The organism is Marinomonas sp. KMM3893, assembly GCF_004352855.1.
GTDB lineage: Bacteria > Pseudomonadota > Gammaproteobacteria > Pseudomonadales > Marinomonadaceae > Marinomonas > Marinomonas arenicola.
Map to the genome: position 1 here is coordinate 676,498 of NZ_SJSC01000001.1, position 23,565 is coordinate 700,062.

The following is a 23,565-nucleotide window of genomic DNA, read 5'->3' on the forward strand; positions in this document are numbered from 1 at the left end:
ATGACTAAACAAGACGAGAACAATCCACTGCCTATTATTGCGATTACCTCAGGGGAGCCCGCAGGCATTGGTCCAGACATCATTCTCAGCGCATTAATGACAGAGTCATTTGCTGCGCGTCTTGTTATTCTGGCTGACCCAGTACTGCTCCAAGCGAGAGCGAAGCAGCTGGGGCTCGCGCCAAATTGGGAGTTCATCCAATCGGCCGATCAAGCAGCTACACATCAAAAAGGCACCATTAGCATACTCCCCATTGAGTTAGCCACACCAAGTGAAGTCGGCCAGCTCAATGTCGCCAATGCCCCCTATGTGCTAAAAACATTAGAGATTGCTGGGCAAGGCTGCCTGAATGGCGACTTTGACGCCATTGTCACGCCCCCTGTTCATAAAGGGATTTTATGTGAGACTGGCGTTCATTTCTCTGGGCACACTGAGTTTTTTCAAGCGCTGTGCCACTCAGAGCAGGTCGTCATGATGCTAGCCACTGACGCAATGAAGGTGGCACTGGTTACTACCCATTTGCCATTACAGCAGGTTTCTCAAGCCATTACCGACGACAGCCTAAGCTTGGTTATTAATGCGCTTAATCATGACCTTAAAACAAAGTTTGGCATAGCGTCACCCAAAATCCTCGTCTGTGGCTTAAACCCACACGCGGGTGAAGATGGGCATCTAGGTATGGAAGAAATAGACGTCATCATTCCAACCCTAGATCGATTAAGAAACGAAGGCGTCGATTTAATTGGCCCCTTGCCTGCCGATACCTTGTTCACTCCCAAGTATTTAGACCATGCGGATTGCGCACTCGCCATGTATCACGATCAAGGTCTACCTGTGTTAAAATATTCAGGGTTTGGTAATGCCGTTAATATTACGTTAGGCTTACCCATTATTCGAACCTCCGTAGATCATGGCACAGCCATTGATTTAGCAGGTACTGGCACCGCCAATGACGGCAGTTTAAAAGTCGCCATTCAACACGCCATCAACATGGCCAATAACGCGAAAAAACATTCCTAATGAGCAAACCACAGTCCCATAAAGCACGAAAACGCTTCGGCCAAAACTTTTTACATGATCACGGCGTGATCCGTCGTATCGTTGCCTGCATCGGCCCCAAAAAAGGCCAGCGAATTGTTGAGATCGGTCCTGGTAAAGGCGCCCTAACGGAAGGCATTATCAGCACCACAGAACGCATGGACGTGGTTGAATTAGACCGCGACCTTATTCCTATTTTAAAGGTTAATTTATTCCGTTTTCCTGAGCTTACTGTGCATGAAGCGGACGCGATGAAATTCGACTTTAGCTCACTGGCCACAGAGCAAAATATCCGCGTTGTTGGTAACCTGCCTTACAATATTTCAACCCCGCTGATCTTCCACTTGCTGAGCCAAGCGAATGTGATTGAAGACATGCACTTCATGCTTCAAAAAGAAGTGGTTGATCGTCTGGCCGCACGCCCTGGCGACAACCTGTACGGCAGATTAAGTGTTATGGCTCAATATTACTGTTCCGTTGAGTCTCTGTTTATTGTCGGACCTGAGTCCTTTGACCCTGCGCCAAAAGTGGATTCTGCCATTGTTCGAATGACGCCTCATAAAACACTGCCTTTCCCAGTGGAAGACATCAAAGGCCTTGAAGACACCGTAAGAATTGGCTTTCATCAGCGTCGCAAAACCCTACGTAACAACTACAAAGGGGTGTTAGACAATGACGATTTTGAAGCACTACAGATTGATCCAAGCCTGCGTCCAGAACGTCTCGATGTGGAAGAGTTCGTGCGCATTGCTAATTTTATCCATAACAAGGAAGCCTAGTTAATGTTGAAGCACGACGTTGCTGTCACTGTGCAGACTGAATACTTGGCCCAACAATCGATGCCCTCAGAGTCTCGATTTGTGTTTGCCTACCACATCACTATTACCAACTGTGGCAGCGAACCGGCCAAGTTGAAATCACGACACTGGATCATCACCAATGGCAACGAAAAGGTCCAAGAAGTGAAAGGTGATGGCGTTGTCGGAGAATACCCTTATCTAGCGCCTGGTGAATCTTACCAGTACACCAGTGGCACTATCATGGAAACCATGGTGGGCAGCATGCAAGGTAGTTACCGCTTTACCGCAGACGATGGCACTGAATTCGACGCCCCAATTCGCCCATTTACGCTGTACGTTCCAAACCAGGTACACTAAGGATTTACTATGGCAACCTATGTCATTGGCGACTTACAAGGCTGTTTGACGCCGCTAATAGAATTGCTTAAGCAAATTGACTACCGACAAGAAGACGATCAACTTTGGTTTGCTGGTGATTTGATCAACCGCGGACCAGAGTCTCTTGAAACACTTCGCTTTGTTAAATCCCTTGGCGATAACGCCAAAGTCATACTTGGCAACCATGACCTTCATTTGATTGCTGTGGCCCATGGTCACAGCACATTAAAACGCAGCGACACCCTACTCGAAATACTCAGCGCCCGTGACCGTGACGAGCTGATTGAATGGCTTAGACAACAACCTCTTTGCCATTACGATGAATCTCTCAACACCATAATGACCCACGCAGGTGTTCCACCTTGCTGGACGCTCTCACAGACACTCGAGCTTGCCAAAGAAGTGGAAAATCAACTCAAGGGCAATCATGTTGATGATTTCCTTGCAGTTATGTATGGTAATAAACCCAGAATGTGGAAGGACAGCCTAGTAGGTATGGATCGCTTACGCGCCATCACCAATTATTTAACGCGCATGCGTTTTTGTGATCCTCACAGCAAACTGGACCTAAAAAGCAAAGAAGGCCCCAACACGGCTCAAGCAGGCTATGCTCCTTGGTTTACTTACCCTTCAAAACTGCCTGAAAACTGCCATATTGTCTTTGGTCACTGGGCCGCATTAGAAGGCATAACCAACCAAGACAAAATACACGCTTTAGACACAGGCTGTGTCTGGGGAGGTAGCTTAACCGCGCTTCGCTTAGAAGATAAACAAAGCTTTAGCACCCCTTGTTCAACGAACCGGAAATCACTATGACTTATTCTTGTATTGACGTCTCTGACGCGCTTCCAATCATCGAAAACGATGCTCTCATTGTCGATATTCGCGACACAACAAGCTATCAAAATAGTCATATCGTTAATGCGATCAGCCTCCATAATGATAACGTACAAAGTTTTATCGAGAGCAGCGACAAAAGCCGCCCTGTTATTGTTTGCTGCTATCACGGCAACAGCAGCAAAGGCGCAGCAGAATACCTAGCCGCTCAAGGCTTTCATGAAGTGTATTCATTAAATGGTGGATACAGCCAGTGGAGCGCCATGTTCCCAGAGCAATGTGAGTTAGGTGCTTAAACAACACTATGTCACATTATCAGGTGTATTTAGTCGGTGGCGCGGTGCGAGATAAACTGCTCGGACTGGAAGTAAAAGACCATGACTGGGTTGTGACTGGTGCCACACCTGAGCAACTAGAAAACAAGGGATATCAACAAGTTGGAAAACAATTTCCTGTTTTCCTTCATCCTAAGAGCAAAGAAGAATACGCACTCGCTCGCAAAGAGAAAAAACAAGGCCAAGGCTACACTGGCTTCATTTGTGACTTCTCGCCCGACATTAGCTTGGAAGAAGATTTAGAGCGACGCGACCTCACCATCAATGCCATAGCTCAAGATGAAAACGGCACCCTCATTGACCCATTCAACGGTCAACAAGATCTCGACAATCGCCTGTTTCGTCACGTTTCCAGCGCTTTTATAGAAGACCCGCTGCGAGTCTTGCGCATCGCCCGTTTTGCCGCCCGTTTTGCCGACTTTGGCTTCACTATTGCGCCAGAGACCGTCACCCTAATGAAAGCCATCAGCCATTCAGGGGAGCTCTCTAGCCTAAGCCCTGAACGCGTATGGAAAGAGTTAGAAAAGGCCTTATTAACGCCAAATGCACCTGTCTTTTTTGCTGTGTTAGCAAGCATAGATGCACTAGAAATACTGTTTCCAGGCTTTGTCTGGCAATCCAGCCAACGACACCAAGAACAACTTAAACAAGCAAACTTGACCCCAGCACAGCGTTGGTCATTGCTGTGCCAAGATACTCAACTAGACGCCTTGGTCACACTGCACAAACAGCTAAAGAGCCCAAATCAGTTCAAAGGTTTGGCAGAGCAAGTCCGAGCATTTAAAGAGCAGCAACAAATCCCCATGCCGGCGACGCAATGGGAAAACTGGCTGACTCAAGTGAGCGCCATAAAAAAACCTCAACCATACCAACGTCTGATTGAGGTTTTATCTTTAATGACTCAAACCCAGCAAAGCACGTGGCTGGCACTGCGTAACCAGGTCGCCAGCATCAATGCCGCCAGCCTCATGAAGCAAGGCTTTAGCGGCGCTGAATTAGGCCAAGCCCTAAAAGAAGCAAGAATTCTCAGCCTAAGCGAGCTTCCCCACCCCTTCGTAGAGCAAGATGATTAGTAAGCACTCACCTTGCTACGAGCTATTTTTACGCCCACCGCACTGGCGGCTTTTACCGCGCCAGGCTTACGCAACGTCATGACCAAGGCGTTCATTTGAAAGACTTTAATCAATTCATCGCACAAGTGCTCTGCTAAAGTTTCAATAAGCTCAAATCGACGTTCTGCACAAAAATCTATAATGAAATTGGAAATCGCCTCATAATCCAGCGTCTTAGCCAAATCATCGGTTTGCGCAGGCTCACGATTGTCGTGCTCCATCTCCAGGTCAAAGACCAGGTCTTGCTCAATCACTTTTTCCCAATCGTATACGCCAATCACAGCTTTAACGGCAAGACCTTCAATAAAGACTAGATCATTCATACTGCACTCTCCTTCACTGGGGGCAATTCAGACAATGGCCAGCGCGCTCGGATAGAGAGGTTCAAGGGCGAAGATTGACCCTTTACCAATCGCTGTGCGCCTGCGTACGCAATCATGGCGCCATTATCGGTACAAAATTCAGGCCGTGCATAAAACACACTCGCCTTAATCTTTTTCAACTGTGATTCTAATTGTTCTCTTAAGCGCTGATTGGCGCTCACACCGCCAGCAATAATCAACTGTTTAAGACCTTCTGCCTCAAGCGCTCGACGACATTTAATCACCAAGGTATCCACTACCGCGGTTTCAAACGCGAGCGCCGCGTCTGCTTTAAATTGCTCATCACAACGACCTTCATCTAAGGCGCTGTGTACTGCCGTTAGAAAGGCGGTTTTTAACCCACTAAAACTGAAATCCAACCCTGGGCGATCTGTCATGGGGCGAGGGAATTTCAACCCACTTTGGCTGTTCCCCTGCTTTGCTAAGGCCGCGATTTGCGGACCACCAGGATAAGGCAAACCAATCATTTTAGCCGCCTTATCAAACGCTTCACCTGCCGCGTCGTCTAACGATTGACCGAGCAAGCGATATTGACCAATGCCATCGACTCGCACTAATTGCGTATGCCCACCCGACACCAACAAAGCAATAAACGGCATGGCTGGCTGCTTTTCTTCAAGCATGGGCGCCAACAGATGACCTTCCATATGATGCACCCCCAACGCAGGGATGTTTAATGAATAAGCCAAAGAACGCCCGATGGTCGCGCCAGCCATTAAGGCGCCAACCAACCCTGGACCACTCGTATAAGCAATCGCATCCAACTCTTGTTTCGTCATGTTCGCTTCTTGCAATACTTCATCAATCAAAGGCAAGGTTTTACGGACATGATCTCGAGACGCCAATTCCGGCACGACACCACCGTATTCAGCATGCTGAGCAATTTGAGAATATATTTTGTGAGCTAATAAGCCATTTTCTGTGTCATAAATGGCGATGCCCGTCTCATCACAAGATGTTTCCAAACCCAGTACTTTCATTCACATCATCTCATTAATCTCTATGTGCCAGTATTGTAACTCATCTGACCAAAGGGAGGCAGGTTACAAAACAGATTAGACAGGACTGATTAAAACATTTACAATACGCGCGTTTTCAACGTTTAAATTAAAAGGCAGGTGATTTTTCTAGTTTGGCTCGGCTCTTATTTATTTCGATAAATTCAGAGAAGAGATATCAAACCCCTCTTATTATTAAAGACATCAATACATTACAGACGCGAAAGAGTCTGTTCAGGGTAAGAAAAATCGATCTCGAGTAGATCTCACTCTGTCCAACAAAAGCGCGCTTTGAAAGCCTGTCAAATACAGGTATGATTCACGCCGTTTTTGTGAACACTTAAACTTAAAAAAACATTCTAAAGGTAAATACATGCCAGCTGTAAAAGTAAAAGATAACGAACCATTTGACATCGCTCTACGTCGCTTCAAACGCTCTTGTGAAAAAGCAGGTGTTTTGGCTGAAGTTCGTCGTCGTGAATGCTACGAAAAACCAACAACTCTTCGCAAACGTGCTGCAGCCGCTGCTGTTAAACGTCACGCTAAGAAAGTTTCTCGTGAGCAGAAAAAATTCCAACGTTTGTACTAGGTCGATCTGCCGTTTGGCAATTTGCTAAAAAACAAATGTTTTGCCTAGACGCTTATTGCATTTAGGCTTATAAAAAACGGCTAGTTAACAAACTAGCCGTTTTTTTTGCTTATATACTTGCCTACTAGAAAGTAAAGAGGACCTCATGTCAGACTTAAAAAAACACATTTCCGATACGCTTAAAACCGCCATGCGTGCGAAAGAAAAACAACGCGTCACGGTTATTCGAACCATCCTTTCTGAATGCAAAAAAATCGAAGTCGATGAACGCATAGAACTAGACGACGCGCGCGTATTAGCCGTTCTGGATAAAATGAACAAACAACGCAAAGACTCTACTCAGCAGTTTCTTGATGGTGGCCGTGAAGATCTAGCCAAAGTTGAACAAGAAGAAATGCAGATTATCAGCGAGTTTTTGCCAGCACCACTAACAGACGAAGAAGTGGCTGAGATCGTGAAAGCCGCTATCGCAGAAACAGGCGCCAGCTCGATGCAGCAAATGGGTGCGGTTATGGCCATTGTTAAGCCTCAAGCACAAGGCCGCGCGGACATGGCACAAATCAGCAAACAAGTTAAAGCGCAATTAGGCTAACAATATGGCTGGACGCATTCCCGATCAATTTATTGACGAGCTACTCGCTCGAACCGACTTGACTGACGTGGTTGCGTCCCGCATTAGCTTAAAAAAAACAGGGCAAAACTACAGCGGTCTTTGCCCTTTCCATAATGAAAAAAGCCCTTCTTTTAGCCTCAACCCCAACAAACAGTTTTATTACTGCTTTGGCTGCGGTGCTGGCGGCAACGCTATTTCTTTCGTTATGGAACATGACCACCTGGATTTTGTAGACGCCATTGAACTGCTTGCCAAAGACGCCGGCATGGAAGTGCCTCGCGATCAAGGCGCTCCTGATCGTTATGAGCAAAACGCTGAACTCCTAAAGCGTCTTTCAGAAAGCTCGCAATTCTACCAAGAACAGCTGACACAACACCCAGATAAGAAAAAGGCCACCGACTACCTCGCCAAAGACAGAGGGCTGTCAGGCCAAATCGCCAAAATATTTGGCTTGGGTTATGCGCCACCTGGCTGGGATAATCTACTAAAACGCATTGGTACTCGCGCCGAAAGCCAAGAACAGCTTTTTCATGGCGGCATGCTAGTCGAGAAAAAAGACCAACCTGGCCATTACTACGACCGCTTTCGTGATCGCATAATTTTCCCTATTCGAGACTCTCGCGGACGCGTTATTGCCTTTGGCGGACGCGCCTTCGGCGATGAAAAGCCAAAATATTTAAATTCTCCCGAAACCCCCGTCTTTCAGAAAAGCCAAGAGCTTTATGGACTTTTCGAAGCCAAACAGAACACCCCCATACTCGATCAAATCATCGTTGTGGAAGGCTACATGGACGTCATCGTCTTGGCCCAGCATGGCATCACCAACGCCGTTGCGACGCTGGGCACCTCGGTCAATAGCCAGCACATTCGCAAGCTTTTCAAGCTCGTCAGCAAAGTCGTGCTTTGTTTCGATGGCGATAAAGCCGGTCGAGCCGCCGCCGTCCGTGGCCTCGAAGCGGCACTGCCCGTCATGCAAGATGAAAAACAGATCCGCTTTCTTTTTCTTCCTGAAGGGGAAGACCCAGATTCGTTGGTCAGAAAAGAGGGCAAGGAAGCGTTCAATAATCGCCTTGCAGACGCCTCCTCACTTTCGCATGCACTGTTTGAACACGCCAGAAGCCAAGTTACCCTAGGCGATGAAGAAGGCGAAGCTCAGTTTACCCGCAACGCCATGGGGCTGATTCAACAGATCCCGAAAGAGCTCACCTTCCGCTCAGTTCTTATTCGTCAACTCAGTGAGCAGTCGGGCATTGACAGCGAAACACTAAGCAATACAAACATTAAGACGCGCCACCATTCGAGCAGCGCGCACAGCGACCATACAAGCTCAGCGAACACCTCAATGGACGCCTCCTACGATCACAGTGCGCCAGACTTAAGCCACTATGAAATGGCGCCTTCGTTTGACGAATACGACGATTACCAGCCTACTGACAGCCATATTGAGTACAGCTCACCCCAAAAAAATTCGTTTAAAAAGCCATTTAAAAAAGGCAAGTTTCAAAAAGATGAACCTGCCCTTCCGCCAGCGCCGCCTAGTTTAAACCGCTTGGCCAAAGCTTCTTTGTGTCTTTTATTACACCCACACATCGCTAAAGACATCGATATTCCCGACCCAATCGTAAACAAAGCCGAAGGGCACTTGCAGCTCCTATGCAAGGTATGGCGCTACTTCCAGAAACACCCAAGTCGAAATGTCGGGCACTTTTTAGTGGATCTCAGCGACCCTGACATGAGCGCCGCCATTCTTAAGCTACTAAATCACAAAGACGCACCTATTCAACTCAAACTCCCTCACCCACAACAAGAGGTGATTGACGTTATTGCTAAATTAGAAAAAAATCTTGGCATGGAGTCCTTGAAAAATGGCGCAAGTGATTCCATAAATACAGAGCAAGAAAAGCAAGATTGGCGGAATAGAATAGAGCAAATACGACGAAAAAAATCATAATTCTTGTCTAATATTCACTCAAAAAAGAGACGAATATCTGGATAAAACTGATTGATTTTGTTATAATCCGCTGCTTGCAAAACTCCCAAACGAATTTCTAACGATAGGTTGTCGAATGCCAGACACTCAACAGTCGCGTCTCAAAGAGCTGATCGCTAAAGGTAAAGAACAAGGTTACTTAACCTACGCAGAAGTAAACGATCACCTTCCTGATGACCTTTCTGACCCAGAGCAAGTAGAAGAAATCATCGCCATGATCAATGACATGGGGATCACGGTTTCTGAAGTTGCTCCAGATAAAGATAGCCTTCTGATGGAAGAAGGTGATTCGACCGATGAAGCGGCTGCGGAAGAAGCCGCTGCTGCATTGGCCGCTGTAGAAGGCGATGTCACTCGTACTACAGACCCTGTCCGAATGTACATGCGCGAAATGGGAACAGTTGAACTACTGACCCGCGCAGGCGAAATTGCCATTGCGAAACGTATCGAAGAAGGTACGCGCGAAGTGATGGCTGCCATTTCTTACTTCCCTGGTGCCGTAGACGTCCTACTTGACACTTACGCAAGAGTGAAAGAAGAAGAAGGCCGCTTAAGCGACATCTTTAGTGGTTTCATCGATGGCGACGGCGAAGAACCTATCTTCGAAGAGCTATTAGAAGACGTTCCTACTGAAGAAGAAAAAGACAGCGCTGACGATGACTCCGACGATGACTCCGACGATGACGAAGAAGAAGAAACAGAAAGCGGCCCTGATCCAGAAGAAACCGCACTGCGCTTCAATGACATCTCGCGCATTTATGAAGAATTAAAAGTCTTGCTTGAGACTCGCGACAGACACGACCCTGTAGTAAAAGCCAAGCAAGAAGAGCTAAGCATTAGCTTTGCTCCGATTAAACTGGTACCCAAGTTATTTGATGAACTAATCGACCGTGTTCGTTCTCGTATGGACAAAGTACGCGAGCAAGAACGTTTGATTATGCAAGTATGTGTTCGTAAAGCCGGCATGCCTCGTACCGAGTTCCTAAAACGCTTCCCAAGCAATGAAACCAATGCCAATTGGTTGCAAGAGCAAATTAGCTCTGGCGCAGGGTACGCAGCAGGACTTGAAGAAAACGAAGCAGAGTTCATGCGTAGCCAACGTAAACTACGTACCGTTGCTAAAGAAACAGGGCTAACCATTGCTCAACTAAAAGAAATTAACCGTCGTATTTCTATTGGTGAGACGCGTGCGCGTCGAGCTAAAAAAGAAATGGTAGAAGCCAACTTACGTTTGGTTATTTCGATCGCGAAAAAATACACTAACCGTGGCTTACAATTCTTGGATTTGATTCAAGAAGGTAACATCGGCCTAATGAAAGCGGTTGATAAATTTGAATACCGTCGTGGTTACAAATTCTCTACTTATGCGACATGGTGGATTCGTCAAGCAATCACACGTTCGATTGCCGACCAAGCCCGCACGATTCGTATTCCAGTACACATGATCGAAACCATCAACAAACTGAACCGTATCTCTCGTCAGATGCTTCAGGAGATGGGTCGTGAAGCAACACCAGAAGAGCTTGCTGCTCGTATGGATATGCCTGAAGACAAGATTCGTAAAGTACTGAAAATTGCGAAAGAGCCTATTTCGATGGAAACACCAATTGGTGATGATGAAGATTCTCACCTAGGCGATTTCATTGAAGACGACGGCGCTGAATCCCCTATCGATACAGCAACGATTGAAGGTCTTCGTGAGTCAACGACAACCGTATTGGCAGGCTTAACCGCCCGTGAAGCAAAAGTACTTCGCATGCGTTTTGGTATCGATATGAATACCGACCACACGCTTGAAGAAGTGGGCAAACAGTTTGATGTAACTCGTGAACGTATTCGTCAGATTGAAGCCAAAGCATTGCGCAAACTTCGTCATCCAAGCCGCTCAGAGCATTTGAGAAGCTTCTTAGACGAGTAAGTAATTGTTTTACTTCGAGTCACTATAAAAAGCCATTGATACTTTCAATGGCTTTTTTCTTTTAAAATCCCTCCAAAAAAGAAAGCATCTTCAACAAAACTGTCATACACTCAAAGCATAATCGAGCAAAAGACAGTGAGATTCAGCTTGAAAAAACCTTATCGTGATAACAAGCACGACAGTTTGCTGACCGATTTTCTCCCAGAAAAACGTTCTGCAGTGACTCTAAATGGCGCTTTTACAGTAAACGCCGCTTCCCTCTTATACCCAAAAACTTCGCAATCTCATCCATTAAATACGTACTTTTCTAGCCGATCAAAGTGTCAAAAAAACTTTTCTCGTTCAAAAGGAGTAATGCTGTATGGAAAAAATTTACGTCCTAGATACCAATGTACTGCTTCACGACCCTTTAGCGATTTATGCCTTTACTGAGCATAAAGTCGTCATCCCGATGACGGTACTAGAAGAATTAGATGTCATCAAAGACAGACGAGACAAAGACGTAAGCAGAGAAGCCAGGCTTGCCATCAACACCATAGATAAAATAGTTGGTGACGCTTCCCCTAAAGCGCTACAAAGTGGTGTCACCATTAGAAAGCCCCATCAAATAAGCGATGAGGACAGCCCAAGAAAAGCCACTGAAGGCTCTTTAGCCATCTTCCCTGATCAACAAATCACCCACACTGATAATATCCCCTTCCTGAATGGCAATCACGACCATGCCAATGACAACCGCATCATCAATGTGGCGCTAAGCTTACAAGCCACCAACCCTAGATCTTCTGTTTGCTTAGTCACCAAAGACATCAATATGCGCATCAAAGCAAAAGGCTCTGGCTTAGAGCGCGTGGAGGACTACAGAAAAGACAAGGTACTGGATGATGTCGATTTAATGAGTAAAGGCTACATCCAAGCAGAGGGTAGCTTTTGGTCTACCGTTGACAGTGTGCGCACCGAATCCCATGGTCGACACACGGTACACCTGATAGAAAAAAACACCCTCCCTACACTCTATCTCAACATGTTTATTATTGACGATGAGGAGTTTGTTGGCTTTGTTGTCAATATCGACAAAGAGTACGTTTACCTTTTAGACATCAACAAACAAAATATAATGCATCAAAGCTTTTGGGGCATTAAACCTCGCAATCTTGAGCAAGCCATGGCTTTTTATCTGCTACGCCATGACAATTCAGACCTCATGATCATGACCGGTCCTGCGGGCTCAGGAAAAACCCTACTCGCCTTGGCTTATGGGCTGCAAGTTACTATGGAGGAAAAACGCTTTAATAAGATCATTGTGGCTCGATCAACCCCGCCAATGGCGGAAGATATTGGTTTTTTACCAGGAACAGAAGAAGAGAAAATGGCGCCTTGGCTGGCTGCGTTTGACGATAATCTAGAGATATTGCATGGTGCAGATGAGCATGCCTTTAGCAGCATTGATTACGTCAAACAAAAAGCAAACATACAATTTAAATCCCTTAACTTTATGCGTGGACGCTCTTTTAATAACGCCTTAATCATCATTGATGAAGCCCAAGGGCTAACCCAGTTTCAACTCAAATCCATTGTTACTCGGGTGGGCAGCAACTCTAAAATCATTGTATTAGGGAATCTGGCGCAAATTGACAACAAATACATCACCCCACTGACGTCTGGCCTGACCTATCTGGTCGAAAAATGTAAATCCTTTAAATACGCCAGCGTGATGCATGTTAATGGCATAGAACGAAGCCGTTTGGCAGAGTTTGCTGAAGAAAACCTCTAAGCACGAACTTCAAACAGGCACACAAGCAATAAAAAAGGGAAGGCGAATCGCCTTCCCTTTTCAGATGCTCTCTTTAGAGAGAAACGCTTTACTGATTAACCGATTTGGCCAGCTCAGTAATCTCATCCCATTTGCCGGCTTTTACTAAATCTGTCGGCACAATCCACGAACCACCAACGCAAAGCACATTAGGCAAAGCCAAGTATTCACGGAAGTTGTTTGCACCAATACCGCCTGTCGGACAGAATTTAATTTGCGGCAAAGGACCGCCAAAGGCTTTCAGAGCTTTGACGCCACCATTCACTTCCGCTGGGAAGAATTTAAAATGGTCATAGCCATATTCCATACCCAACAAAATGTCTGAAATGGTCGCAACCGCTGGCAAGTAAGGAATATCGTATTCTTTACCAACGGCCAACAAGTCTGGCGTCATACCTGGACTAATGATGAACTGAGAGCCTGCTTCCACCGCCTGCACATACTGCTCACGGGAACAAACTGTGCCAGCACCAACAATGGCATCAGGTACTTCTTTGCGCAAAGCGGTAATCGCTTCCAGTGCCGCTTCAGTACGCAGCGTCACTTCTAATACAGGCACGCCGCCAGCCACTAAAGCTTTTCCAAGTGCTACCGCTTGTGCAACATCGTCTACCACAATAACAGGTACTACCGGCGTTGCCGTCATCACTTGCGCTGAAGTTAATGAAGTCGTCATAATCTAGTCCTTCTTAGCTTAATAGTCGTGCCAGTTACGGCCATCTTTAATCGGTAACGCCATAGAAGCCGCAGGCCCCCAAGAGCCAGCTGCGTATTCTTTAGGACGTTCGCTCGTTTGATTCCAAGCAGACATGATGCCGTCAACCCATTTCCAAGCGGCTTCAACTTCGTCATAGCGCATGAACAAGGTCGCATCGTTACGCATAACATCCAACAGCAAACGCTCGTAAGCCTCTGGGCTACGCTTGTTATGGAAGGCTTCTGTCAAACTCAAGTTCAGATCGACCGGCTGAAGGTTCATACCTTCACTCGCACCTGGCACCTTATTCATCACAGTCAGGGAGATTTTCTCTTCTGGCTGTAGACGAATCACCAATTGGTTACGCTGTAGCTGACGATTACTTTCATCGCTGAAAATACTATGAGGGACCGTTTTATACTGAATAACAATTTCAGAATAACGTTGACCGAGACGCTTACCCGTTCGCAGATAGAAAGGAACCCCCGCCCAGCGCCAGTTATCGATATCGGCGCGTAATGCCACAAAGGTTTCCGTACGAGAAGCAGGATTACTTCCTTCTTCATCGAAGTAGCCAGGAACTTCTTTGCCCTTAATAACGCCACGAGCGTATTGACCACGTACTGTTTTGGTATAAGCATTCGCGCCTTCAATTGGACGCAATGCTTTCAACACTTTAATTTTTTCGTCGCGCACAGAGTCCGCATCCATACGTCCTGGAGGCTCCATCGCCACAAGACACAACAGCTGAATAATATGGTTTTGAACCATATCTCGCATAGCGCCTGCGTCATCGTAATAACCCCAACGCCCTTCAACACCCACTGTTTCAGACACGGTAATCTGCACGTTATCTATGTGTGCACTGTCCCAAAGAGGTTCGAATAAGGTATTACCAAAGCGAATTGCCAATAGGTTTTGTACGGTTTCTTTGCCAAGGTAATGGTCAATACGGAATACTTGCTGCTCCGTAAAGTTCTCCATTACTTCATTATTAATGGCACGGGAAGAATCAAGGTCACGACCAAGAGGCTTCTCCAATACAACACGCATACGGTTTTTGTTTAAGCCATGCGCCGCCAATGAAGAACAAATAGAACCAAACAAACTAGGCGATGTGGCTAGGTAGAAAACAACGTCTCTATCATCACCACCAACATTGTCGTCATTAAGACGAGCAAAATCCGACTCTTTTTGCGCATCCACAGAAACATAACTCAAACGCGCTTTAAATTGAGACCATGTTTTATCATCGCCAATACTCGCTGGAACAAACTCATCCAACGCAACACGCACTTTGTCTTGATAATCTTCTGCACTCATCTCTCGTCGAGAGGCGCCAATAATGCGTGTTGTCGCGGCTAACAATCCATCCATTTCAAGATGGTACAAAGCGGGTAACAACTTGCGCATAGCAAGATCACCACCACCACCGAAGATCACTACATCACAGGCTTTCAAACTTGCCTTCATATTCTTCATTCTCCAACTAGTCTAGGCTTTCGATACAAGATGAGATGCATAACAAGCACACCCCATCAGCCCTGGGTATTCAGACAGAACAACAAAGGTCGGAATCGGTGACACAAATTCTTTCATACGACCTTTTTCTTGCATGGCATTACGAAAGCCACTTTTTAGAATTTCATTCACATAACGCGGCACAATCCCACCGGCAATATACACACCGCCACGAGATTCTACCGATAACACGAGATCGCCAATCACCCGTCCCAAGAACACGAAGAACTGCTCTAATGCCGCTTCAGCAATAGGGTCGTCACCCGCTTTGAGCGCAGCACCGATTTCTGGTGCCGTAAGACGACGCTCGATGCCTTGTTTGGCCGCCAACGCCTCGTAGATATTTTCTAGGCCCATTCCTGATAAAACACGTTCTGCCGAAACTCGCTTATGACGAGTACGCAAAAAGCGTAAAATATCATCTTCTTGTTCGTTACAAGTGGCTAAATCAACATGACCACCTTCACCAGAAAGCACTATATTAGGACCAACATCTTGCGGTACGACACAAGCAACACCAAGGCCGGTGCCAGCTCCAACAACCCAAGACGCTTCTTTTGGATCAACAACAGACGACTCACCAATGACCACTAGATCTTCGGGGGTAAGCACCTCTAAGCAGTGACCGACCGCATCAAAATCATTTAATAACGCGACGGCCTTATGCTCACCGAAGTAAGATTGCACTTCTGCTCGCGTAAATTGCCAAGGATTATTAGAGAAACGAATGACAGGAAGGTCTACAGGGCCTGCAATGGCAAGCACTATGGCGTCAATATTATCCATATCGACACTACAGTTATTTATATAGTCGGCGGCAGCATCAAAAAAATTCTCGTAGTTCTTGCAAGAGAACACTCGTACTTCTTGTGGTATGTACTCATGTATTGGAACCAGCGCAAAACGAGCATTGGTGCCGCCTAAGTCGGCGATCAAAGCGTGGGACATAAAAGAACCCTATCTGATTTTTTTGAAATTTTATAACAAAACAACCTTGAAAAATACCGAAGAATGGAATTTTTACCGAATAGAATGTAATAAAATTACATTCTATTTGATTCTATTTAAAAACTTGAACACCTTCGTTGGTACTGATCTTTTACGGTTATTTTTATAATTATAGAGACGTTCATCTGCTAATTTCAGCAGATGCTTGTAGCTGGTAGGCGTATCGCTGATCACACTGGCGCCGCCATAACTTATGGTAATAGGAACCAAGTTAGATTTATACCTTAACGGATTAGACTGAAGATATTCGTGAATAGATTCAGCAATCAACAGCGCTTGATCATAGCTTTTTCCAGGCGTCACGAAGACAAATTCATCACCAGCAAAACGAAATGCCAAGCCTTGCTTGTGGACATATTTTAGCAGACGTTTGGCTATGTATTCTAACACCTCATCCCCACAATTATGCCCTAACGTATCATTGATTGATTTAAAGGCATCACAATCAATAAACACTACGGTCAAATCTCGGTTTTGCTTTTTCGAACGGGAAAATTCACGGTCCAACATCAACTCTAGTTGACGGCGATTAAGCAGCCCTGTCAGCGGATCTCTTGTCGCCAAATATTCGAGCTTTTCGCGAGCCGTCACATTGCTTAAGCAGATAGAAATCTTGATCGCCAGTTGGTCTAATAAAAAGGTATCTTTAGTGGCCGCATCATAGCGAGTGCTGTCCGAGTCAGCCTGGCAAAATAAACCCACCAGTTCGCCATCGATTGTCAGTGGAGAAACCGCCACAGAGGAGATGATATCACGATACACTGGCGGGATGATTTCGCTACAAGCAGCAAGGTTATGATTTAAAAGCACCGTCTTATTACCAGACTTAATAACGTCAATCATCACCCGTCGACGGGTAAACAGAACACGATCTCTTAAGTCAGGCGTTTTCTCAAGGGTGTCAATAAGGTGAGACAAGGGCGCTTCATTGATCAAATTGACCCAGACATAAGGGACATTAAATTGCTTCTGAACTTCTTTGGTCAAGGTCGACACAAATTGATCACAACGACCGATAGACAAAATACACCGCTCAATCTCGAAAAATTTAAGCGCGATTGCCTCGTTATGCCTAACATTGTCTATTAGCTCATTAATATCATGCATGCATCAAATGTCCCGACCGCCCTGTTGCGACATAGAAAAAGTCATCGCCATATTTAGAAAAGCAATTGATCTATAATATATTATAGTACGACGCTTCAATCCTTTGAGCCATTAATAACGTCCAAACGACGCGAAACTTTTGTAACAAAACACGATCGTCTTAGTTTTTCCACAATCCCCAAAAAAGCGCCCAGCTTCCCCAAACAAAGCAAAAAAACTTATGTATTTCGCTAATCTATTAGAATAATCGGCCGATACACTTCTCATCCATGATAGTGAGAATGCAAATGAACATTAGAGACGTTGTCCAAACACAACTGACCCAGAGCACCTCGGCGGGCAAACCCGTCTCAGGTAACGCTCAATTTGCTTTAATGATGAGTTTGTTTAGCCAACCAGGCCCTGCAATCATAGACGCAGCTGACACTCGCAGCGTGCATGAACCTCACGCCATTACCCGCCCTATTCAGTTCTCTGGCGGCATTATCGATAATCCATCAGCCAATATTGCTCTGCTAAAAGCACTTAACGAAGAACCTTTAGCACAAGGCATGCCTTACCAATATAACGCAGTGGAAGCACTAGAAAGCCAAATCAGCACTCGTATTTAACCCTCATCTTACAATACCTGATAAAGCGATATCGCAGCGATTAAACAATCGACTCCAAGCCTGCGCATGACGCTGGGAAGCGCGCTGGTAACGACCCCAAAGCCCCTCTTTTTGATCAAGCGATAACATAGACAAGTATTGATCCAAGGCTTTCGGCAATGGTTGTCCATAGACGGCAGCTTGCCTAATCAAAGGTAATATCTGATAAGCCGTCGCATTAATTTTTGCCATATAAGGCTGGATAATCTTAATGTAATGACGCTCAAACTGTTGCTTAAGAAAGGTCACCGGTGGCCCACAAACGCCCTCTGGCAAGTCTTCTATTGCCTCTGACACAACACTCAAAAAACGACTTAATTGCGCCAAGCTATAGATTAATTGCCCTGCGTACTCACTGTCACTCAGTGCCTTTAGATCTTCTTCAAACGCCTTTCCTTCAAGCTTAGGCAAAGAAGATAAATTCGCCCCCAGCGCGTTTATGTCACGCAATGAGGCCAGCAACACTTGATAATGAGTCAAATCGTTTTTAAGTGGTAAAAAGCCGTTCGACAAACTAAAAAAATCCTTCCCTTCAGCACCATTAAACACGGCATTGGTAAAAGCAACAGGCAACTCTTGTCGCTTAATTTTGGCAATAGCATTGAGTTTTTCAGCCAATTGAACATTGCCAATATGACATGACTCAATGGCGCGGATAATATTAATTTCATACAAAAAGCGCTGACTTGCCGGCATAACCTTCCCCAACACGCTGTTTTTCTCGCCCACTAAAAAGCCCACATCACACTGCTGTAATGAGAGAAAATCGAGTATGCTAACGTCAAATTTAGTGAGTGCTTGCTGTCGCTGATGCAAAGGAGGATACAAGCTGGGCGAAACGAAGTCCGGTACGACAAGCTGTATGTATTTCGAACGGGATAAATCCTTCACGTAATCCATCAGCAATGACTCAGGCTGATACCGAGAAGTGCAGCCAGTCAGCAGCAGCAAGCAACCCAAAGCGATAGCCCACACGACTTGAGGAAATATACGAATTAATATGAACAAGCTGCTAATCCAAAAACGTGAAGAAATCTCTGAAACCCGCGTCGCCAAAATGGTTTTCCCAGGAACCACCAATCACTATGACACCCTGTTTGGTGGAATCGCCTTACAATGGATGGACGAAGTCGCCTATATTGCCGCGACACGCTTTGCCAGAAAACCCTTAGTCACTATTTCGACCGAACAAGTGAATTTCAAACAGCCTATTCCGTCCGGTATTTTAGTCGAATTGGTGGCTCGCGTTGTCCATGTTGGTCGCACTTCTTTAAAAGTTGAAGTGAATATTTTCTTAGAAGAACTCGACAGCGACAAACGAACCAAAGCCATCACTGGGCACTTCAATTTCGTGGCCATTGATGAAAACAAAAAACCTGTCCCTATTTTCTCAGAAGACGATCAAGAATAAAAAGAAGGGAAAATAAGAGTAAGCCAGCCTCATAATGTAGACGCTGGCTTACTCCCTAACTTATTGTACTTTCTGTTTAGCAATCTCTGACGCTAATTCATCAAAGCTCTTTTTTGCTTCTAATTTTTGATAAATTGCTTGGTTATTCTTCATTGATGTACGCAAAATATCTTCAGAAATACTCTCCGTTTGCTTTGGGTCTAGACCCACTAACACCACCAAACCGCCGCTTGGCGTTGGCAGCTGACGCAACACACGAGAGCCAACTAAGGTTTGCTCTGTCACTTGCTTAGTGACGACACTGTTTACACGATCAACACTTTCAGCGTCGCCAGCCCCTGTCGTTTCTACATATTGCTTCACCATATTCTGCAGATTCAGGCTCAGCACTTGAGCCAGTTCCACTCTGGCCGCTGTTGCCGCCATTTGTTTCATATAGTTTGGACCTGCTGCGGATTTTTCACTGTAGCCTACAGCCGAAAGTGCCACACCTTCAACCGGCGCGCCACAAACCCATTGTGGTGCCGCTTTATTTGAACCATCGGCAAACACACAATCCGGCACAGGCTCAGCTTGAGTAAGCACTTCTTTTGAACTACATGCCGCTAACAACAAGACCGCGGCGGCAACACCAAGTAACTTAAACTTCATCCTTTCCTCACTCTCAAATAAACAATTTGAATTCTTTGTATAGTAGACGAATTCATCCCATAAAAACAAAAAAAGGTGCCAAAAGGCACCTTTTCAAAAAAGTCATAACGCGTTTACTTATTCAGTAAAGTTCGCTTTGTCTTCTTCTGTTACGTCTTTCATAGACAATTTAATACGGCCACGCGCATCAACGTCTAGTACTTTTACAATCACATCCTGACCTTCAGACAAAAAGTCTGAAACAGCACGGATACGCTCTTCAGCGATTTGAGAGATGTGAACCAAACCATCTTTACCAGGCAAGATATTCACGAAAGCACCGAACTCAGCAAGACGAACCACTTTACCTTGGTAAAGTTTGTCTACTTCTGCTTCTGCTGTGATCTCATGGATCTTAAGCAATGCAGCATCAGACGCGGCTTTATCCGCTGCGTAAATACGTACTGTACCGTCGTCATCTAGGTCGATAGAAGCACCTGTTTGCTCAGTAATGGAACGAATCATCGCACCACCTTTACCGATAACGTCACGGATTTTCTCAGGATCGATTTTGATCGTTGCCATAGACGGCGCATTTGGAGACACTTCAGGACGAGCGTAGCCAATCACTTCTGCCATTTCGCGAAGGATGTGCTTACGCGCTTCCATTGCTTGGCTTAATGCGATATCCATGATTTCTTCATTGATACCTTCGATTTTAATGTCCATTTGAAGCGCGGTAATACCTTCTTCAGTACCCGCTACTTTAAAGTCCATATCGCCTAGGTGATCTTCGTCACCCAAGATATCAGTCAAGACAGCAAAACCGTCGTCTTCTTTGATCAGACCCATTGCGATACCAGCAACCGGCGCTTTAAGAGGAACACCTGCGTCCATCATAGACAAAGACGCACCACAAACAGACGCCATAGAGCTAGAACCGTTTGATTCAGTGATCTCAGACACAATACGAATGGTGTATGGGAATTCATCTTCAGAAGGCAATACCGCTTGAACACCACGACGTGCTAGACGACCGTGACCGATTTCGCGACGACCAACGCCACCCATGCGACCACATTCACCAACAGAGTATGGAGGGAAGTTGTAATGCAACATGAAGCTGTCTTTGTTTTCGCCAGCCAGACCGTCAGACATTTGCGCATCACGGCTAGTACCTAGAGTACAAGTTGCAATCGCTTGAGTTTCACCACGTGTGAACAAAGCAGAACCGTGAGTTTTGCTTAACAAACCCACTTCAACGTTGATTGGGCGAACGGTTTTGTTGTCACGACCATCAATACGTGGCTGACCATCGATAACACGACGGCGAACGGTGCGTTTTTCAAGTTTCGCGAAAGCACCGGTTACGTCAGCTTCTGAGAATTCACCTTCTTCAGTCACTAGCGCTTCAACAGCGGCTGCACGTACTTCGCCTAATTTAGCGTAGCGTGCCATTTTTTCGCTGATGCCGTATGCTTCTTCGATTTGAGCGGCGTAACCTGTTGCTAGCGCTTCAGTCAAAGCAACATTCGCCACTTCTGCTTCCCATTCCCAACGAGGCTTAGCGCACTCAGCAGCGAATTCAGTGATCGCAGAAATAGCCGCTTGCATTTCTTTATGAGCATAAAGAACCGCGCCTAACATTTCGTCTTCTGTTAGCTCTTGCGCTTCAGATTCAACCATCAATACAGCGTCTTTCGTACCCGCAACAACCATGTCTAGCAAAGAACCATCTAGATCAGAGTAGCTTGGGTTAAGAATGTAACCAGACTCGTCGTTAAAACCGACACGTGCTGCACCAATAGGGCCATTGAATGGAATGCCAGAGATAGTCAATGCTGCAGACGTTGCCAACATAGCCGCAATGTCAGCGTCTAAGTTAGTGTTTGTCGACATAACCGTACAAACAACCTGAACTTCGTTCATGTAACCTTTTGGAAACAATGGACGAATTGGACGGTCAATAAGACGAGAAGTCAGAGTTTCTTTTTCAGAAGGACGGCCTTCACGTTTTAGGAAACCACCTGGGATTTTACCAACCGCGTAAGCACGCTCTTGGTAATGAACAGACAATGGGAAAAAGTCTTGACCTGGTTTAGCAGATTTAGCGCCAACAACAGTTGCAAGCACTTGTGCATCACCAATAGTACAAAGAACCGCACCGGTTGCTTGACGAGCAATGCGGCCTGTTTCTAGTGTTACGGTATCGTTACCGAACTGGAAAGTTTTTGTCGTAATACTCACACGTATTCCTTTTCATTAAAAAAATTACTTTCTCCCAAAGATCTTCTTTTAAAGCCAGTACTCATATGCACTCTTTCTGTCTCGTTTTCCAGTAACGAAAAATGCATATGAAGTACAGGCTGTCCCTTGGGAGACCAATAAATAAAAAAAGGGCCATAATAACTTATGGCCCTTCCTCAGTCTTAGCGACGCAGACCTAGTTTTTTGATCAAACTAGTGTAACGTGCAGCGTCTTTACGCTTAAGGTAATCCAACAATTTACGACGTTGGTTTACCATGCGAATTAGACCGCGACGAGAATGGTGGTCATGGATATGAGTTTTAAAGTGACCTTGAAGACCTTCGATGTTCTTAGTCAACAATGCTACTTGAACTTCAGGAGAACCAGTGTCGCCTTCCGCTACTTGAAACTCTTTAACCAATGCTGCTTTTGATACTGCAGATAATGCCATAATCTATAACTCCAAATTAATATGCTATAAAAAAATACAGGGTAGCCGAGCATATTTTCAGTTACCCTATAGCCTGCAAGTTTAACACTCTTTTTAGCAGAACTCACTGCTATTTATTCGCGCTCTCGCTGGTATTTAATAGTCGATGCGGACGAATATTTGTCTCTTTGATTTTGCCCAACCCAAGGAAGTCCTGACTGTCTTGATCGTAGAGTCTCAGTAAGCGACCTTCCTCTAATGGGATAGGGCTAGAAACCGTACGACCAAACAACATATCCTTAGTATCGTGGGTCGGCAATTCTATGCGATGCAAATAGTCTACCGCTGAATCCATCGGCATTAAATGGGCATCAAGGGCCGCTTCACCTTGCTCTGCAATCGCTTCAAACTCTTCAAGGGTTAACATACCCTCTGGGGCATAGCCTGCCGTTGAAATACGATGCAAGGACTTCAAGTGCGCTCCGCAACCTAATGCCTCGCCAATGTCTTCGCCAATCGTTCTAATATAGGTGCCTTTAGAACACTGGATATCCAAAGTAAGCGAGTCTTCTGTTCTCGACACTAACGTCAGATCAGAGATAGTAACCTGTCTACGTTTACGTTCGATGACAATGCCTTTGCGGGCGTATTCATACAAAGGTTTGCCTTCGTGCTTAAGCGCAGAATACATCGGGGGAATTTGTTCTATGTCGCCACGAAAACGATCAAGCACAGACTCAAGCTCGTCTTCTGTTAAAGAAGGAACCGGCTCATCGGTCAGCACATCGCCTTCACGATCACCCGTTGTGGTTCTTTTACCTAGCTGAATACAGGTTAGATAACGCTTATCAGCGTCTAAAAGGAACTGCGAAAACTTCGTCGCCTCTCCCAGACACAAAGGCAACATACCTGTTGCCAATGGATCTAAAGCGCCTGTGTGGCCTGCTTTAGCTGCCCGGTACAAGCGACGAACTCGCTGTAACGCCTGATTTGAACTTAAACCGATGGGCTTGTTCAGTAAGACAATACCGTCCACTGAACGCCATTTTGTTTTAGACATAC

Annotated in this window: 24 protein-coding genes; 13 read left to right on the forward strand and 11 right to left on the reverse strand. The window is 45.6% G+C overall.

Going from position 1 to position 23,565, the window contains the following annotated elements:
- From pdxA to E0D71_RS03155, 6 genes are read left to right on the forward strand one after another with little or no spacing between them, the layout of a single operon-like run.
- Positions 1-1,020 carry a 4-hydroxythreonine-4-phosphate dehydrogenase PdxA gene (pdxA, locus tag E0D71_RS03130; RefSeq protein ID WP_133001828.1) on the forward strand — a complete coding sequence of 340 codons (1,020 nt, stop codon included), beginning with the start codon at positions 1-3 and terminating at the stop codon, positions 1,018-1,020.
- Positions 1,020-1,817 (forward strand): 16S rRNA (adenine(1518)-N(6)/adenine(1519)-N(6))-dimethyltransferase RsmA, encoded by a 798-nt coding sequence (gene rsmA / locus E0D71_RS03135; protein WP_133001829.1) that lies wholly within the window; start codon positions 1,020-1,022, stop codon positions 1,815-1,817. Before pdxA ends, rsmA begins: the two co-directional genes overlap by 1 nt.
- A 3-nt stretch (positions 1,818-1,820) precedes the next feature.
- Positions 1,821-2,195 carry a Co2+/Mg2+ efflux protein ApaG gene (gene apaG / locus E0D71_RS03140; RefSeq protein ID WP_133001830.1) on the forward strand — a complete coding sequence of 125 codons (375 nt, stop codon included), beginning with the start codon at positions 1,821-1,823 and terminating at the stop codon, positions 2,193-2,195.
- A gap of 9 nt (positions 2,196-2,204) precedes the next feature.
- Positions 2,205-3,032 carry a symmetrical bis(5'-nucleosyl)-tetraphosphatase gene (locus E0D71_RS03145; RefSeq protein ID WP_133001831.1) on the forward strand — a complete coding sequence of 276 codons (828 nt, stop codon included), beginning with the start codon at positions 2,205-2,207 and terminating at the stop codon, positions 3,030-3,032.
- Complete coding sequence (gene glpE, locus E0D71_RS03150; RefSeq protein ID WP_133001832.1) at positions 3,029-3,349, forward strand: thiosulfate sulfurtransferase GlpE; 321 nt, start codon at positions 3,029-3,031, stop codon at positions 3,347-3,349. Before E0D71_RS03145 ends, glpE begins: the two co-directional genes overlap by 4 nt.
- Before the next feature lie 8 nt (positions 3,350-3,357).
- Positions 3,358-4,461 carry a tRNA nucleotidyltransferase gene (locus tag E0D71_RS03155; RefSeq protein ID WP_133001833.1) on the forward strand — a complete coding sequence of 368 codons (1,104 nt, stop codon included), beginning with the start codon at positions 3,358-3,360 and terminating at the stop codon, positions 4,459-4,461.
- Here E0D71_RS03155 and folB read toward each other — a convergent pair.
- Together folB and tsaD are read right to left on the reverse strand one after the other, a co-directional pair.
- Entirely contained in the window at positions 4,458-4,823 is a 366-nt protein-coding gene (gene folB / locus E0D71_RS03160) for a dihydroneopterin aldolase (RefSeq protein WP_133001834.1), read from the reverse strand. The two genes, E0D71_RS03155 and folB, sit on opposite strands and share 4 nt — an antisense overlap.
- Complete coding sequence (gene tsaD / locus E0D71_RS03165) at positions 4,820-5,863, reverse strand: tRNA (adenosine(37)-N6)-threonylcarbamoyltransferase complex transferase subunit TsaD (RefSeq protein WP_133001835.1); 1,044 nt, start codon at positions 5,861-5,863, stop codon at positions 4,820-4,822. The genes folB and tsaD overlap by 4 nt, the downstream gene beginning before the upstream one ends.
- Positions 5,864-6,254: 391 nt before the next feature.
- Here tsaD and rpsU point away from each other — a divergent pair, with 391 nt between their 5' ends.
- The 5 genes from rpsU (at position 6,255) to E0D71_RS03190 (ending at position 12,762) form a co-directional block, all read left to right on the forward strand.
- The gene (rpsU, locus tag E0D71_RS03170) at positions 6,255-6,470 is read left to right on the forward strand and encodes a 30S ribosomal protein S21 (RefSeq protein ID WP_009835737.1); all 216 of its coding nucleotides are present in this window, start codon (positions 6,255-6,257) and stop codon (positions 6,468-6,470) included.
- A gap of 145 nt (positions 6,471-6,615) precedes the next feature.
- Positions 6,616-7,062: a GatB/YqeY domain-containing protein gene (locus E0D71_RS03175; protein ID WP_133001836.1), complete on the forward strand. Its 447-nt coding sequence runs from the start codon at positions 6,616-6,618 to the stop codon at positions 7,060-7,062.
- Positions 7,063-7,066: 4 nt separating this feature from the next.
- On the forward strand, positions 7,067-9,034 hold the full coding sequence (gene dnaG / locus E0D71_RS03180) for a DNA primase (RefSeq protein WP_133001837.1): 1,968 nt from the start codon (positions 7,067-7,069) through the stop codon (positions 9,032-9,034).
- Between the two features lie 115 nt (positions 9,035-9,149).
- On the forward strand, positions 9,150-10,991 hold the full coding sequence (rpoD, locus tag E0D71_RS03185) for an RNA polymerase sigma factor RpoD (protein ID WP_133001838.1): 1,842 nt from the start codon (positions 9,150-9,152) through the stop codon (positions 10,989-10,991).
- Positions 10,992-11,352: 361 nt separating this feature from the next.
- The gene (locus E0D71_RS03190; RefSeq protein WP_133001839.1) at positions 11,353-12,762 is read left to right on the forward strand and encodes a PhoH family protein; all 1,410 of its coding nucleotides are present in this window, start codon (positions 11,353-11,355) and stop codon (positions 12,760-12,762) included.
- A gap of 88 nt (positions 12,763-12,850) precedes the next feature.
- On the opposite strand, the gene E0D71_RS03195 is transcribed toward E0D71_RS03190, so the two are convergent.
- The 4 genes from E0D71_RS03195 to E0D71_RS03210 form a co-directional block, all read right to left on the reverse strand.
- Positions 12,851-13,477: a bifunctional 4-hydroxy-2-oxoglutarate aldolase/2-dehydro-3-deoxy-phosphogluconate aldolase gene (locus tag E0D71_RS03195; RefSeq protein WP_133001840.1), complete on the reverse strand. Its 627-nt coding sequence runs from the start codon at positions 13,475-13,477 to the stop codon at positions 12,851-12,853.
- Positions 13,478-13,495: 18 nt separating this feature from the next.
- A complete protein-coding gene (gene zwf, locus E0D71_RS03200; protein WP_133001841.1) occupies positions 13,496-14,971 on the reverse strand; it encodes a glucose-6-phosphate dehydrogenase in 1,476 nt (491 codons plus the stop codon).
- A 21-nt stretch (positions 14,972-14,992) separates the two neighbouring features.
- Positions 14,993-15,967 carry a glucokinase gene (glk, locus tag E0D71_RS03205; RefSeq protein ID WP_133001842.1) on the reverse strand — a complete coding sequence of 325 codons (975 nt, stop codon included), beginning with the start codon at positions 15,965-15,967 and terminating at the stop codon, positions 14,993-14,995.
- Positions 15,968-16,069: 102 nt separating this feature from the next.
- The gene (locus tag E0D71_RS03210; protein ID WP_133001843.1) at positions 16,070-17,134 is read right to left on the reverse strand and encodes a diguanylate cyclase; all 1,065 of its coding nucleotides are present in this window, start codon (positions 17,132-17,134) and stop codon (positions 16,070-16,072) included.
- Between the two features lie 287 nt (positions 17,135-17,421).
- Between E0D71_RS03210 and E0D71_RS03215 the strand changes: the two genes are divergently transcribed.
- A complete protein-coding gene (locus E0D71_RS03215) occupies positions 17,422-17,745 on the forward strand; it encodes a hypothetical protein (RefSeq protein ID WP_133001844.1) in 324 nt (107 codons plus the stop codon).
- A 3-nt stretch (positions 17,746-17,748) separates the two neighbouring features.
- Here E0D71_RS03215 and E0D71_RS03220 read toward each other — a convergent pair whose 3' ends face one another.
- Positions 17,749-18,792, reverse strand: a complete 1,044-nt coding sequence (locus E0D71_RS03220; protein WP_243711912.1) for a DUF3080 family protein — start codon at positions 18,790-18,792, stop codon at positions 17,749-17,751.
- Between E0D71_RS03220 and E0D71_RS03225 the strand changes: the two genes are divergently transcribed.
- Positions 18,785-19,195 (forward strand): acyl-CoA thioesterase, encoded by a 411-nt coding sequence (locus E0D71_RS03225; RefSeq protein WP_133001845.1) that lies wholly within the window; start codon positions 18,785-18,787, stop codon positions 19,193-19,195. The two genes, E0D71_RS03220 and E0D71_RS03225, sit on opposite strands and share 8 nt — an antisense overlap.
- 60 nt (positions 19,196-19,255) lie before the next feature.
- On the opposite strand, the gene E0D71_RS03230 is transcribed toward E0D71_RS03225, so the two are convergent.
- The 4 genes from E0D71_RS03230 to truB form a co-directional block, all read right to left on the reverse strand.
- On the reverse strand, positions 19,256-19,846 hold the full coding sequence (locus tag E0D71_RS03230) for an LPP20 family lipoprotein (RefSeq protein WP_133001846.1): 591 nt from the start codon (positions 19,844-19,846) through the stop codon (positions 19,256-19,258).
- Between the two features lie 117 nt (positions 19,847-19,963).
- Positions 19,964-22,072, reverse strand: a complete 2,109-nt coding sequence (gene pnp, locus E0D71_RS03235; protein WP_133001847.1) for a polyribonucleotide nucleotidyltransferase — start codon at positions 22,070-22,072, stop codon at positions 19,964-19,966.
- Positions 22,073-22,254: 182 nt separating this feature from the next.
- The gene (gene rpsO / locus E0D71_RS03240; protein WP_133001848.1) at positions 22,255-22,524 is read right to left on the reverse strand and encodes a 30S ribosomal protein S15; all 270 of its coding nucleotides are present in this window, start codon (positions 22,522-22,524) and stop codon (positions 22,255-22,257) included.
- Positions 22,525-22,633: 109 nt separating this feature from the next.
- The gene (gene truB / locus E0D71_RS03245) at positions 22,634-23,563 is read right to left on the reverse strand and encodes a tRNA pseudouridine(55) synthase TruB (RefSeq protein WP_133001849.1); all 930 of its coding nucleotides are present in this window, start codon (positions 23,561-23,563) and stop codon (positions 22,634-22,636) included.
- Positions 23,564-23,565 lie beyond the last annotated feature (2 nt).